Annotated in this window: 15 protein-coding genes; 2 read left to right on the plus strand and 13 right to left on the minus strand. The window is 70.7% G+C overall.

Annotation, left to right across the window (positions count from 1 at the left end):
• Positions 1-64: 64 nt before the first annotated feature.
• Together ABZ948_RS05435 and ABZ948_RS05440 are read right to left on the minus strand one after the other, a co-directional pair.
• Positions 65-268: a hypothetical protein gene (locus ABZ948_RS05435; RefSeq protein WP_003993245.1), complete on the minus strand. Its 204-nt coding sequence runs from the start codon at positions 266-268 to the stop codon at positions 65-67.
• 381 nt (positions 269-649) lie between these two features.
• Positions 650-931 (minus strand): acylphosphatase, encoded by a 282-nt coding sequence (locus tag ABZ948_RS05440; protein WP_010044525.1) that lies wholly within the window; start codon positions 929-931, stop codon positions 650-652.
• Between the two features lie 162 nt (positions 932-1,093).
• Here ABZ948_RS05440 and ABZ948_RS05445 point away from each other — a divergent pair, with 162 nt between their 5' ends.
• A complete protein-coding gene (locus ABZ948_RS05445; protein ID WP_359757481.1) occupies positions 1,094-2,209 on the plus strand; it encodes a CAP domain-containing protein in 1,116 nt (371 codons plus the stop codon).
• A gap of 15 nt (positions 2,210-2,224) precedes the next feature.
• On the opposite strand, the gene ABZ948_RS05450 is transcribed toward ABZ948_RS05445, so the two are convergent.
• Positions 2,225-2,809, minus strand: a complete 585-nt coding sequence (locus tag ABZ948_RS05450) for a flavodoxin family protein (RefSeq protein WP_031120944.1) — start codon at positions 2,807-2,809, stop codon at positions 2,225-2,227.
• A 107-nt stretch (positions 2,810-2,916) separates the two neighbouring features.
• On the opposite strand from ABZ948_RS05450, the gene ABZ948_RS05455 reads away from it, so the two are divergent.
• Entirely contained in the window at positions 2,917-3,321 is a 405-nt protein-coding gene (locus ABZ948_RS05455) for a winged helix-turn-helix transcriptional regulator (protein WP_359757483.1), read from the plus strand.
• Here ABZ948_RS05455 and mutM read toward each other — a convergent pair.
• From mutM to recG, 10 genes are all read right to left on the minus strand, one after another.
• Positions 3,294-4,154, minus strand: coding sequence for a bifunctional DNA-formamidopyrimidine glycosylase/DNA-(apurinic or apyrimidinic site) lyase (gene mutM / locus ABZ948_RS05460; RefSeq protein WP_359757484.1), 861 nt, complete (start codon positions 4,152-4,154; stop codon positions 3,294-3,296). The two genes, ABZ948_RS05455 and mutM, sit on opposite strands and share 28 nt — an antisense overlap.
• A gap of 66 nt (positions 4,155-4,220) precedes the next feature.
• Positions 4,221-6,713, minus strand: coding sequence for a tetratricopeptide repeat protein (locus ABZ948_RS05465; protein ID WP_359757486.1), 2,493 nt, complete (start codon positions 6,711-6,713; stop codon positions 4,221-4,223).
• 13 nt (positions 6,714-6,726) lie between these two features.
• Complete coding sequence (locus ABZ948_RS05470) at positions 6,727-7,164, minus strand: hypothetical protein (RefSeq protein ID WP_359757488.1); 438 nt, start codon at positions 7,162-7,164, stop codon at positions 6,727-6,729.
• Positions 7,165-7,264: 100 nt separating this feature from the next.
• Positions 7,265-8,101: a ribonuclease III gene (gene rnc, locus ABZ948_RS05475; protein WP_359757489.1), complete on the minus strand. Its 837-nt coding sequence runs from the start codon at positions 8,099-8,101 to the stop codon at positions 7,265-7,267.
• Between the two features lie 19 nt (positions 8,102-8,120).
• A complete protein-coding gene (gene rpmF, locus ABZ948_RS05480) occupies positions 8,121-8,294 on the minus strand; it encodes a 50S ribosomal protein L32 (protein ID WP_007493396.1) in 174 nt (57 codons plus the stop codon).
• A gap of 2 nt (positions 8,295-8,296) precedes the next feature.
• Positions 8,297-8,941, minus strand: coding sequence for a YceD family protein (locus ABZ948_RS05485; RefSeq protein ID WP_359757491.1), 645 nt, complete (start codon positions 8,939-8,941; stop codon positions 8,297-8,299).
• A 128-nt stretch (positions 8,942-9,069) separates the two neighbouring features.
• Complete coding sequence (locus ABZ948_RS05490) at positions 9,070-10,143, minus strand: F0F1 ATP synthase subunit B (RefSeq protein WP_359757493.1); 1,074 nt, start codon at positions 10,141-10,143, stop codon at positions 9,070-9,072.
• 121 nt (positions 10,144-10,264) lie between these two features.
• A complete protein-coding gene (coaD, locus tag ABZ948_RS05495) occupies positions 10,265-10,744 on the minus strand; it encodes a pantetheine-phosphate adenylyltransferase (protein WP_359757562.1) in 480 nt (159 codons plus the stop codon).
• Between the two features lie 26 nt (positions 10,745-10,770).
• Entirely contained in the window at positions 10,771-11,358 is a 588-nt protein-coding gene (gene rsmD / locus ABZ948_RS05500; RefSeq protein WP_359757494.1) for a 16S rRNA (guanine(966)-N(2))-methyltransferase RsmD, read from the minus strand.
• An 86-nt stretch (positions 11,359-11,444) separates the two neighbouring features.
• Positions 11,445-13,673: an ATP-dependent DNA helicase RecG gene (recG, locus tag ABZ948_RS05505; protein ID WP_359757496.1), complete on the minus strand. Its 2,229-nt coding sequence runs from the start codon at positions 13,671-13,673 to the stop codon at positions 11,445-11,447.
• Positions 13,674-13,688 lie beyond the last annotated feature (15 nt).

Genomic DNA, 13,688 nt, shown 5'->3' on the forward strand with positions numbered 1-13,688 from the left:
GACAACTCAGCGGTTGTGACGGGCGGCCCGACCACTGCTGTGCTGTTGTGGAGCGATGCAGTGATCAGGTGAGCGCAGGCTCCGCCTGGTGTGCGTCAACGCTCTCCATGATCCTGTCGTGAGAAGCGGCAGCCGTCAGCGCTTCGTTCTCGGCCTGGATCCGTACGAGCTCGGATTCCAGGTCCTGGACGCGCTGCTGGAGCCGTCGCATCTCGGCGAGGAGTCGAGGGTCGGAGCCGCCGACGTAACCGAGAAGCGCCTTTGCCATGATGGATGGTCCTCCACAATGAGTGACCGACCGATGCGGTGTGGGTCGTGAGGGATTCGCACCCGCCCTGCCTGGCAGGCCTGAAGTTGTACTGCCGTTCAGCCATGCCAAACAGCTAAGGTGCGCGGGGTGCTTTCAGCGTCTCACCAAAAAGTTTGACGGTCAACACGATCACGCCCCGTATTGGCGGGCAACCCGGGCACACACGGCCGGGAACGGCGGTGCGGCGGCTTCTGCGGGGCCCTCGGGGCGTGGCGATCATCCTTGCGTGCGGAGCCTGCCAAGGCAAGCGGTTCTGGCAATCACCAGCAAGTTTCCGTTCGGGACCCCTGCCCTCGCCCTGCCCGTGGGCGGCCTCCGGGGCCGCCGGGCGACCGGGGGTCAGCGGATGGCGAAGCCCTCGTAGCCGCCGCGAGGTGTGTCCCAGATCTCGGTGACGCCGTCCACGCGGCCGGGCGTGTCGTCACTCTGGAGCCACTCCAGCAGACCTTCACAGCCCTCTCGCGCGCCCTCCGCGACCACTTGGACCCGTCCGTCGCCCAAATTGAGAGCAAAACCACTCAGGCCGCCGATCTCCAGGGCCTTGGCCCGCGTGAACCAGCGGAAACCCACACCTTGGACGCGTCCCCGCACCCAGGCGACCAGTCGCACATCCTCGCTCATGACTGCAACCTAACCGCCCCGATCTCCCTCCAGGCACTTCCTCCACTTGCGCCATGCGGTACCGTCCCCCCTCAACGAATCTCATATGAAACTCACACGATCGAGTGAGTTTGGTGTTGATCTCGAGGACGAGTCGACCGCCAGGACGAGGAAGGCCAGGACATGGGACGCCACCGACGCTCCGCCGCCGGCCGCGCCGCCACGGGGATCACGCGGACCGACGGCACCGCGGAGGGCCACGACCCGCTGCACTCCACCGCGGGAGACGCTCCGACGATGGGCATCGCGCCCTACCTGAACCCGGAGGCGTACGCCGAGAGCTACGCGAGGAGCGAGGCCTACCTGTTCGGGGCGGAGGGGTCCGCGGCGGGTGACCGCCACGAGGACACGGCCGTCTTCGCGAGCGACGGGTTCACGCCCGACGGCGGCACCCGCCGCGCCGGCGCGCACCGCCGCCGGAAGAAGGCCGCGCGCCCCATGCGCACGGGACTGCTCGGCGTGTCCGCCGCGGTCGCCCTCGGCACGGTCGCGGTCGCCACGGGCGCGGTGCCCGGCCTCGAGAACTACAAGCTCGGCGGTGACGGCGGCGCCGACAAGGTGCAGGCCGGGAACACGCCGACGAACACCCCGATCGAGCAGGGCGGCACCTCCGGCAGCGCCGACAGCCGGGACGGCGCGGCCACCAGCCGGGGCACCGAGCGCTCGGCCTCCCCGTCGCCGTCCGCGTCGAAGTCCTCCGCCGCGCCGACGAAGACGCCCCAGAAGCCGGACAAGACGCAGGAGAAGACCCCGGAGAAGAAGCAGCCGGCGGCCACCCCCAGCGAGAAGCCGGACAACACGCCGTCCCGCACGGCCACCAAGGCGCCGCGGAAGCCGAGCGCCTCCGCCGCGCTCTCCGGGGAGTCCGCCGCAGCGGCGCAGGTCCTGGCGCTGGTGAACGAGGAGCGGGCCAAGGTGGGCTGCAGCCCGCTCGCCGCGAACAGCGCGCTGGCCGAGCTGGCCCAGAACTACAGCGAGGACATGGCCGCCCGGGGCTTCTTCGACCACACCGACCCGGACGGCCGGACGCCGTGGGACCGGGCCGAGAAGGCCGGAATATCCAACCTCGGCGGCGAGAACATCGCCCGTGGCCAGGCCGACGCCGCGGCCGTGATGGACGCCTGGATGAACAGCCCCGGCCACCGCGCCAACATCCTGAACTGCGACTTCAAGACGCTGGGCGTCGGTGTCGAGTTCGGGTCCGGCGGCCCCTGGTGGACCCAGAACTTCGGTTACTGAGGCCCGGCACGGGGCTCAGGCGGCGGCCAGGCCCCTGAGGAAGACCCTGGCCGTCTCCGTCACGCGGCGGCCCAGCTGCTCGGCCGTGGCGATGTCGGCCTTGTGGACGGCGTCGGGGCCCTCGTCGGCGTTGGTCTGGGCGGCGGCGCCGGTGAAGACGCCGAGGCGGTTCAGGTCGTGCTCGGAGCCGGTGCTGCTGTTCCAGCCCGGGAGCAGGCCGAGGTTGACCCAGTGCATGCCGAGCTGCGCGGCGAGGATCTGGAAGTACTGCAGGGTGTGCAGCTTGTCGCCGCTCTTGGAGGCGGAGTTGGTGAAGCCGGCGGCCAGCTTGTCCTTCCACGCCTGGGTGGCCCAGCGCTTCGAGGTGGCCTCCGCGAAGACGTGGAAGGCACCGGACGCGGTGCCCATGTAGGTCGGCGATCCGAACACGATGGCGTCCGAGCGGTCGAGGATCGCCCACTGCTCCTCGGTGATCTCGTCGACCTTGATCAGGTGCACCTCGGCACCAGCCGCGACGGCACCGGCCCGGACGGCCTCGGCGATGACGGCGGTGTGGCCGTAGCCGGAGTGGTAGGCGAGGGAGACAACAGGGGTGGTCACGTACGTACTCCTGAAATAGGCAGGCCGGAAACAACGACCAAAGGAAAGCACTAACTTTTGGTTAGTGCAACCTGTCGGTTAGCGCTGCGCTGGCGTAGGCTGGGCATATGACCACCACCCAGGAGCGTGCGGAGGGGCTGGACGACCTCCCGTACAACGTGTTCGCCAAGGCCTGTCCCTCGCGCGGCACGCTGGAGCACGTCACGGGCCGCTGGGGCGGACTCACGCTGGGCGCCCTGTACGAGGGCTCGCTGCGCTTCAACGAGCTGCGCCGCCGCGTCGACGGCGTCAGCGAGAAGATGCTCTCCCAGACACTGCACGCACTGGAGCGCGACGGACTGGTGCACCGCGAGGCACAGCCGACCAATCCGCCCCGCGTGGACTACGAACTGACGCCGCTGGGGCGCGGGATCGCCGAGCGGCTGCTGAGCCTCATCCACTTCGTGGAGGGCCGGATGGACGACGTGCTCGCCGCCCGCGAGCGCTACGACGAGACACGCGGCGCCCGCTGACACGTCGGGCAGAAGTAGCTCGACCGGTTCATCCAGGCCCGGCGGCGCATCGGTGTGCCGCAGCGCCGGCAGGGCAGGCCCTCACGGCCGTACGCGTCCAGGGACCGGTCGAAGTAGCCCGACTCGCCGTTGACGTTGACGTAGAGGCTGTCGAAGCTGGTGCCGCCCACGGCGAGGGCCGCGTTCATCACGTCCCGGACATGGCCCAGGAGCATCAGGGTGCGCGGGCGCGTGAAGGTCGCCGTGGGACGCTCGTAGTGGATGCGGGCGCGCCACAGGGCCTCGTCCGCGTAGATGTTGCCGACGCCGCTGATCAGCGACTGGTCCAGCAGCGCCCGCTTGATCGTGGACCGCTTGCGGCGCAGCGCCTGGTGGAAGGCCTCGTCGTCGAAGAGCGGGTCGAGCGGGTCCCGGGCGATGTGCGCGATGACGTCGGGCAGGCCGTCCGGGGTGTTCTCGTGGAGGGACAGTCCGCCGAAGGTGCGCTGGTCGACGAAGCGGAGTTCGGTGCCCAGGGCGTCGGTGAAGCGGACGCGGATGCGCAAGTGCTTCTCGTCCGACGCCGTGTACGGCTGCACCAGCAGCTGGCCGCTCATGCCGAGGTGGGCCAGGATCGACTGGTCCGTGTCCTCCAGGGGCAGCCACAGGTATTTGCCGCGGCGGCTCGGGACGCCGATGCGGTGGCCCTTGAGCCGGTGCGCGAAGTCGTCGGCGCCGGCGAGGTGGCGACGCACCGCGCGCGGATGCAGCACCTCGGCATCGGCGACGGTCCGGTGGGCGACCCACCGCTCCAGACCACGCCGCACGACTTCGACCTCGGGCAACTCGGGCACGACTCTCCTTCTGTTCCGGCCCCTGAACGCTGGGACATGCGTCCGCAGCGTAGCGCGGCCGTACCGTCAGTCCGCCGGGCCGGTCGGCAGTACCCGGCCGTCGGCGGTGAGACCACGGGTCAGCAGGGCCTCGGCCTCGGCCGCTCGGCCCTGGGCCCGGAGCACCTCGACGAGGTCCCGTACGGCGTGGTGATCACCCTGGTCGATGAGCGCGCGCAGTTCCTCGGTCCGGCCGAGTTTCTTGAGCAGGTCGCGCCGCTGGTAGGGCGGCGAGTCCCCGCCGGGTCCGGTGATGAGGGCCACCGCCCGGTCGGTGTCGCCGAGCGCCACGAGGGCGTTCACGAGTGCGCTCGTGGTGTCGAACATGCCGGCGGTACGGCCTCCGAGGGCGTGCAGCCGGACGGCTTCGTCGAGATCGCCTTCCTCGATGGCCAGTCTGGTCAGCTCGCCCACCGCGTAGATGTCACCGGATGCCGCGCGCGCCCGCAGGTCCGCCACGCGGCCTGTCACACGCAGCAGTTCGGCCAGGTCCCCGCCCAGGTAGGAACCCTCGTCGGCGTGCGAGGTGAGCACCTCCACCGCCTGCTCGGTCTCGCCTCGGTCCCGCAGGAGCCGAGCCGCCTCCTGCGCCGCATCAGCGTGTCCTTCCGCCGCCCGCTCCAGCAGGGTGTCGATGTCGCCGATCTTCGCAAGCAGATGGGCCAGCATGAAGTCGACTTCGCCGTTGCCCTGGTCCACGAAGTCCCAGAGCATCTCGATGCCCTCGTCCGTCCGGCCCTTCTCGTGGAGGAGGTCGGCGAGACAGCAGGCCGCGTCGAAGTACCCCTCCTCCGTCAGTTCGTACAGCCGCTCGAGATTGCCCTCCTCCTTGTGCAGCTCGGCGAGGAACAGGAGGGCGTCGGGGTGCTCCCGTTCGTGGAGCATCTCCAAGATGGAGATGGCCTGTTCGTTCTCGTCCTCGTCGTGGAACAGCTGTGCCAGTCGGTACCAGGACCACAGGTCGTCCGGGTCGAGACCGTCGAGCAGCAGTGAGATCGCCAGCTGAGGATCCCCGTACTCGATGAGATGGCCGATCGCGTACTCATTGCCGGCTTCCGCCAAGTCGAGCAGTTCCTCGAAGTCCCAGCCCGCCAGAATCGTCCGGTACAGAGCGGCGTCCGGGGCACTGGACGCCGTCAGCCGGTCGGCCATCTCCTGGGCACCGGCCGCATCCCCCGACCCGCGGTAAAGCTCACCGAGCTCGCGCATGGCGGACGCGGAGCCTGCCTCGACCGCCTTGCGCAGCAAGGGAACGGCGGCAGCGAGGCGTTGCCGGGCAGCGGCGGCCGCTCCGGTCCTCACGACATCCGCGCGGTCGGTGAGGTGCTCGGCACACGCCCGCCAGAAGCTCTCCGGCGGCGGTACGGCACGTTGGGCCCGGCCGGTGTGGTGCAGCACGTAGTCGGCCACCCGGTAGCCGTCGGGGCGTCCCATCATGGGGCCGTGGCTGACGGGGACGAGAGCCGAGGTGGCGCCGAGCAGCGGTCCGGTCGCGTAGCCGAGCGCCTCCTCGAACCAGCCGTCCGGGGCGCCGGCCCGTTGGGCGGGGGTGCAGTAGCCCGGCGCGGCGGATCGCAGCAGAGCCTCGGGGACGGGTGACTGGACCCCCATCAAGGTCGCGTCCACGGCCGCGGTCATCAGGGCACGGGCATAGGGGTCGGCGTTCTCCCACCGATGGACGAGTTGCGGAGCCCCGGCGATGACCTGGGTCAGCCCGAAGTCCTGTGACTCCAGAGCCACGCGCAGCCGGCCGTCCGACTCGGCGAGAGCGACCGCGCGTCCCCGCTCGGCGGGGCTCAGGACTGCGCTGACGTGCACGGTCTCCGCGAGCTTGAGCAGTTCGCGCTCGGCACGGTTGCGATCGTCGTCCGTCGCGGAGGAGGGCGTCGCGGTCCAGGCGTCGTAGTAGTGCGGCCAGAGCGTGCCCACGAGCACCACGGGCTCCGGTCGGGCCAGCAGGGCGCGGACGGTCGCCGCCGTCAGTTGGTGCCGGCCGGACACGTGGTGCTGAAGTTCATCGAGCCAGATCACCAGCGGGCCGGTCAGCTGATCCATGACGGGGCCGATCACGCCGGCATCGGCGGGATGCAGCAGCCACCAGTCGGGCAGCAGGGCGCGGATCGCCTCGTGGAGCGACCGGGTCTTGCCGACCGACGAGCCACCCACCAGGAGAACGAATCCGCCGTCCCGTGCGGCCGCTCCAACCATCGGGCGCACTCCGTCGCCGTCCCGAGTGTCCAGGTCACGGGGCACGTAGGCGGGCAGGGCCGTGGGCTCGGCGCCCGTGACCCGGATAGGGCGGTGGACGCCGAGCCTGATCGGGTCGGCATCCCTGACGCGGACACACACCAGGGCCGAGGGTGTGGTCGGGGCGGGGCCGGTCTGCTCCTGCGCGGGCACGCGGACGGGCGCCTCCGGGCCGGTGATCAGGGTGACGCCACCGGGGACATCTCCGAACTGGATCAGGTCCCGGCCGACGACCGAGTGCTCCACCCGGCTCCGCTCGCCTTCCGCCGCCATCCGGTCTCCCAGGTCAGCCGCGGGCGGGGCGGCCGAGGTGGACGTCTCCGCCGACCGAGCCGATCTGGATGCTGTCCCCGCCGATCACACTGCCGGTGACGACCTGGGAGCCGTCGCCGGTGCGTAGGGGGGCAGGGGATCGGCCCAGCAGCGCCCGTACGTCGGCCGCCAGCTCCTCGTCGGCCAGGAGCGCCTTGCGGATGGCCTTGCGCAGCGCGGCGGTGGTGTCCGGGTCGTCCGGTTCCTCCACCACGTCGGCGAGGGCTTCGGGCAGTTCCTCACCGTCCGCACGGCTACCGAAGATCCGCTGCGCCAGCCGCCGGCCCAAGGCGACCGTCGCGCTCGCTGCCTCGTCCTGCGTACGCACCAGTACGGCGACGCCGTAGGCGCCCGCGGCCGCGGTGACGTAAGGGGTGATCTCCCCGACCACCTGTAAGACGTCCCCCGACACCCTTGTCCCCCCTCGGACCGGTGAATAGGCCGAACGCCCGCCCCGGCCGGGGCGGGCGTTCGGGTGCGCTCTGCGGCCGCCGCCCGGAGGCGGCGGCTGGTCAGCCGTCGACGGTGCCGTCGACGGCCGTGTGGGCGGCCTGCGCCGCCGCCGTCTGCGTCGCCTCGGCGGCCTTCGCCGCCTTGGCGCGCTCGTCCGCCGCGGCCCGGATGGACCGCCAGGCGGACTCGGCGGCCTGCTGCTCCGCCTCCTTCTTGCTGCGGCCGGTGCCGGTGCCGTACGAGACGCCTCCGACGCGGGCGGCAGCAGTGAAGGTCTTCTCGTGGTCGGGGCCGGTCTCCGTGACCAGGTACTCGGGGACACCGAGCCCCTCGGTCGCGGTGAGCTCCTGGAGACTGGTCTTCCAGTCCAGGCCGGCTCCGAGGTTCGAGGACTTCTCGATCAGGGGGTCGAACAGGCGGTGCACCAGCTCCGCCGCCGAGTCCAGGCCCTGGTCGAGGTAGACCGCGCCGATCACCGCTTCCAGGGTGTCGGCGAGGATGGACGCCTTGTCCCGCCCGCCCGTGCCCTCTTCACCGCGGCCGAGCCGGATGAAGGAGCCCAGGTCGAGCCCGCGGCCCACCTCGGCGAGCGCACGCGAGTTCACCACCGCGGCCCGCAGCTTGGCCAGCTGGCCTTCTGGCAGGTCGGGGTGGGTGCGGTACAGCGTGTCCGTGACCACGAGGCCGAGGACGGAGTCCCCGAGGAACTCCAGGCGCTCGTTGGTCGGCAGACCGCCGTTCTCGTATGCGTACGACCGGTGGGTCAGCGCGCGCACCAGAAGGGCGGACTCGACCTTGTAGCCGAGCCGCCCTTCCAGAAGCGTGTGGGACGAGGCCTGGTTGTCCGCCGGAGCACTCCCGCTGACGCGGGAAGACTTGTTCTTAGGCGTGGACACAGTGCCTCTCACCAGCCGCTCAGACCTCGAGGACCTGGCGCTTGTTGTAGGTGCCGCACGACGGGCACGCGATGTGCTGCAGCTTGGGCTCGTGGCAGCGCTCGCACGCAACCAGGGTGGGGACCGCAGCCTTCCACTGCGACCGGCGGTGGCGCGTGTTGCTGCGCGACATCTTCCGCTTCGGAACAGCCACGGCTACTTCTCCTGCTTCTCGTCGACGCCCGCTTCGGCGCCGCTCATCTCGTCCTTCTCGCCGTCCGACATGGTGTCGGCGAGTCCCTGCAAAGCCGCCCAACGGATGTCGACGGCGTCATGGTGGTGGTCCGGGTCGTCCGCCAGCCGTGCGCCGCACTCGGCACACAGACCAGGGCAGTCTTCCTGGCACACCGGCTGCATCGGCAGTGCGAGCACCACCGCATCACGCAGCACGGGCTCGAGGTCGAACAGGCCGTCCTCGAGGAAGAGCCTGTCCTCGTCTTCCTCGGCGTCGTCGCCCGGTTCCGCGATCACACGGCCCCGGTCGTCGGCGTCAGGGTACGAGAACATCTCCTGGAAGTCCGCTTCGAGCTCCAGCTCCAGCGGCTCCAGACACCTTACGCACTCCCCCTCGGCCGCGGCACGGGCGGTGCCTGTGACGAGCACCCCTTCCATGACCGACTCCAGGCGGAGTTCGAGCTCCACCGGGGCGCCTTCCGGCACTCCGATGACCCCCTTGATACCGAAGTCCTTGGGAGCGTCGACCGTGCGGGTCAGGCGCTGCAGCGCACCGGGCCGCCGGCCCAGCTCGTGTGTGTCGAACACGAGGGGGTTGCGGTGGTCGAGGCGGGCGTTCAGGGCCATTCCTGCTTTCGATCTGCTGAGCTCGGGGGGTCGCCGCCCTTCGGTGTTCCGGGCAGCGGTGATCGCGGACGTACGCGCGACCGAAGAGCCAGGATACTGGACCTTTCGCCGTCGGCCCAATCCGGTGCTCAGCCCTGGCCGCGGCCCTGCTCGTAGGCCCGCAACTGCTCGGCGCTGATCATGCTGGTGTCGAAGAGGCTGGTCTCGTCGAGGGCATAGCCCTGGTGCGTCTGGTGTCCCTGTTGCGCCTGCGCCTGCTGGGCCTGTTGCTGGACCTGGTTCGGGTCGTACGCGGCCTGCTGGGTGTCGTAGCCCTGGTAGGCGTAGGGATCGGCCTGCTGGTAGCCGTACGGGTCCTGCTGGGCGGCGTAGGCCGGCTGCTGGTAGCCGGCGTAGGGGTCGGGCTGCTGCTGGTAGCCGTAGGCCGGCTGCGGCTGTCCGTAGTCCTGCTGCTGGGCGGGCTGCCCGGCCGGGGGCTTCTCCTCCGCGAGGGCGGCCAGGCCGGCGAGGTAGTCGGCGTCGCTGGAGTGCTGGACGGTGCTGGTGTCGTCGGCGAGGGCGCCGAGGTCGTCGGTGGCGATCCGGCCGTGCAGCTTCTGCCGGCCGCGGCCGACGGCCTCCAGGGTCTTGGCGAGGACCGCCTCGAACGCGCCGAGCTTGGCGTCGACGTACTCGTCGGCGGTACGGCGCTGGGTCTCCGGGTCGTGGCTGCGCTCGGGGGCGTCCTCGTCCTCGTAGCCCTGCTCGTCGGTGCCGGGGCCGGTGCCGAGGAGCTTCTCGCGGCCGCGGCCGACGGAGCCGAGGGTCTTGGTGAGGACGACCTCGAAGTTGGCGAGCTTGGAGTCGACGTAGTCGTCGGCCTCGGCGCGGATCTCCTCGGCCTCCTGGCGGGCCTCGGCGAGGATCCGGTCGGCCTCGGCCTGGGAGCGGCGGGCGACCTCGGTGTCGGAGATCAGCGAGCCGCGCTCGGCGTGCGCGCCCTCGATGATCCGCTGGGCCTCCTGGCGGGCCTGCTCGACCATCTGCTCCCGGCCGCCGATCAGCTCCTGGGCCTGGGCGAGGGAGTCGGGCAGCGCCGCGCGGACCTCTTCCAGCAGGGAGAGCAGTTCGGCGCGGTTGACCACGCACGAGGCCGACATGGGCATGGACCGGGCGCCGGAGACCGCGGCGACGATCTCGTCGAGCTTCTTCTGCACGTCCACCGTGTGCTCGCCACTCTCTACAGATGCGTTGGAGACGGACGGGACGACTGTACGGCCACGGGGTCACCGGGGGACACCGGGTGACGGCTTGTCAGGCTCCCGGGGGGCGCCCGGGGCGCGTTCAGTCCTTGCGCAGGCGCTCGGTGAGGACCTGGAGGACCTCGGCGGGCACCAGGTGGGAGACGTCGCCGCCCCAGGTCGCGACCTCCTTGACCAGGGAGGACGACAGGAAGCTGTAGGTGGGGTTGGTGGGGATGAAGAGGGTTTCGACACCGGAGAGGCCGTTGTTCATCTGGGCCATCTGCAGCTCGTAGTCGAAGTCGCTGACCGCGCGCAGGCCCTTCACGATGGCGGGGATGTCGCGCTGCTTGCAGAAGTCGACGAGCAGGCCGTGGAAGGCCTCCACGCGGACGTTGCCGTACTCGGCGGTGACCCGGCGGATCAGGTCGATCCGCTCGTCGATCTCGAACAGGCCCTTCTTCGACTGGTTGATCATCACCGCGACGTAGACCTCGTCGTACAGCCTGGAGGCGCGGGAGATGATGTCGAGATGTCCGTTGGTGATCGGGTCGAACGACCCGGGACAGACGGCGCGGCGCACTTGTGATCCCTCGCTCTCCGGTCCGGTCATCGTGCGTCTTCGCACGTAGAGGCGGCGCGACCGTACCAAAACGTTCCCTCGCCGTAGCGACGGGCCCGGAGGGGTTCGAAACCCTCGGGCCATCGGAATTCGCCGCCTCTGGTGCTGCGCTCCACGGTGACGAGGGCTTCTTCGGCGAGCCAGCGTTCCGAGCGGAGTGTGAGCAGGATCTCGCGAAGATCGTCGTCCGTGACGGCGTACGGGGGGTCGAGGAAGACGAGGTCGTACGGGGCGTCGGGGGGTGTGGTGCGGATGATCTGTTCCGCTTTGCCCGCTCTGACCTCGGCGCCGGGGAGGCCGAGGTTCTTGACGTTCTCGCGGACGACGCGGGCGGCTCTGGCGTCGGCCTCGACCAGGAGCGTGTGGCCCGCGCCTCGGGACAGGGCCTCCAGGCCGACGGCTCCTGATCCCGCGTAGAGGTCGAGGACGCGTTCGCCGTCCAAGGGGCCGCCGAGGAGGGATTGCCAGGTGGAGAACAGGCCCTCGCGGGCACGGTCCGAGGTGGGGCGGGTTCCTGTGCCTGGCGGGACGGCCAGGCGGCGTCCGCCGGCTGTGCCGGCGATCACGCGGGTCATCTTCGGTCCTTGGTCGTGGGCGGCTTTCCGTATCAGTGTGGCTGGTCGCGCAGTTCCCCGCGCCCCTAAAGGAGGGTCAGTCACCTTCACCCCTTTTCCAGGTACTGCTCCCTCTCCTCGTCCAGCAAGGCGTCCAGAGCCGTCCGGAGTGCGGGAAGGTGGGTCAGCTCCGGGTCGGCGGTCACCACTGCCGTCGCCTCCTGTCTGGCCTCCGCGATGATCTCCTCGTCCTCGATGACGGCGAGGACCTTCAGGGAGGTCCGGGCTCCGGACTGCGCCTGGCCCAGGACGTCGCCCTCGCGGCGTTGTTCCAGGTCGATGCGGGAGAGCTCGAAGCCGTCGAGGGTGGAGGCCACGGCGTTCAGGCGCTGGCGGGCCGCGCTCGCCTCGGGCATCTCGGTGACCAGGAGGCACAGGCCGGGCGCCGAGCCCCGTCCGACGCGGCCGCGCAGCTGGTGGAGCTGGGAGACGCCGAAGCGGTCGGCGTCCATGATCACCATGGCGGTGGCGTTCGGGACGTTGACGCCGACCTCGATGACCGTCGTGGCGACCAGGACGTCGGTCTCGCCGGCGGCGAAGCGGCGCATGACCGCGTCCTTGTCGTCCGGGTGCATCCTGCCGTGCAGGACCTCGACCCGCAGGCCCTGCAGCGGGCCCTTGGCCAGGTGTTCGGCCACGTCGAGGACGGCGAGGGGCGGGCGCTTCTCGGCGGCGTCCTCCAGGGACTCCTGGGGCTTCTTCCGGCCGGTCTTCTTCGGGTCGTCCTCCTCGTCGCCGATGCGGGGGCAGACGACGTACGCCTGGTGGCCGTTCTCCACCTCCTCGCGGACCCGTTCCCACGCGCGGGCCAGGAAGTGGGGCTTGTCGGCGGCCGGGACCACATGGCTGGCGATCGGCGAGCGGCCGGCCGGGAGCTGGTCGAGGACGGAGGTCTCCAGGTCGCCGAAGACCGTCATCGCGACCGTGCGCGGAATGGGCGTGGCCGTCATGACCAGCAGGTGCGGGGGCTGTTTTCCCTTGCCGCGCAGGGCGTCGCGCTGCTCGACGCCGAAGCGGTGCTGTTCGTCGACGACGACCAGGCCGAGGTCGTGGAACTGCACCTTGTCCTCGATCAGCGCGTGCGTGCCGATGACGATGCCGGCCTCGCCGGTGGTGAGGTCGAGCAGGGCCTGGCGGCGGGCGGCCGTGCCCATGGAGCCGGTGAGCAGCACCACCTTGGTGGCCTGCTCGGCCCCGCCCAGCATGCCGCCCTCGGCCAGCTCGCCCATCATCTCGACGATGGACCGGTGGTGCTGCTGGGCGAGCACTTCGGTGGGGGCGAGCATGGCGGCCTGCCCGCCGGCGTCGACCACGGCGAGCATGGCGCGCAGGGCGACCATGGTCTTCCCGGAACCCACCTCCCCCTGGAGCAGCCGGTGCATCGGGTGTTCCGTCGCCAGGTCGGCGAAGATCTCGCGGGAGACCCGCTGCTGGCCCTCGGTGAGGGTGAACGGGAGGCGGGCGTCGAAGGCCGTGAGGAGGCCGTCCGGGGACGGCTCGCGGGCGACCGCCGGGAGTTGGGCGTCCGCGTGACGGCGGCGGGCGAGGGCGACCTGGAGGACGAAGGCCTCGTCCCACTTGAGGCGGGAGCGGGCGTCCTCGATGTCGGCCTTGGTGTGCGGGCGGTGGATCTTGAGGAGGGCTTCGGGGAGCGGGACCAGGCCGCGGCCCTCGCGCAGGCCGTCCGGGAGCGGGTCGACGGCCTCCTGTGCCGTGGGCAGGACCGTCTGGATCGCCTTGCCGATCTTCCAGGACTCCAGCTTGGCGGTGGCGGGGTAGATCGGGATCAGGGCGCCCGCCCAGGTCTCCACGGACTCCTCCGGGTCGCCGCGCAGCAACTCGTAGGCAGGATGGGCGAGTTGGAGGCGGCGGTTGAAGACGGAGACCTTGCCCGCGAACATCGCGCGGGTGCCCGGCAGGAGTTCTTTGTGGGGCTTGTGGACGCCTGCGCCGAAGAAGACGAGTTGGAGCCGGCCGCTGCCGTCCGTGATCGTGACCTCCAGGCGCTGGCCCTTGCCGCGCGGGGCCTTGGCGGAGGCGAAGGTGTGCAGGCGGGCGTCGGCGACCTGCGCGACCACCGTGACGTGCTCGTCCATGGGGAGGTCGGCGAGCTGGGTGAGCTGGCCGCGCTCCTCGTATCTGCGGGGGTAGTGGTGGAGCAGATCGCCGACGGTGAGCAGGCCGAGGTGCTCGGCCATCACCTTCGCGGTGGCGGGGCCGAGCACCGACTTCAGCGGTTGTCGCAGGGGTTCTTCCAGTGCGGGCACGAGATCCATTGCACACCACGCCAC

Source organism: Streptomyces olindensis (assembly GCF_040645895.1).
In the GTDB taxonomy this organism is placed as follows: domain Bacteria; phylum Actinomycetota; class Actinomycetes; order Streptomycetales; family Streptomycetaceae; genus Streptomyces; species Streptomyces olindensis.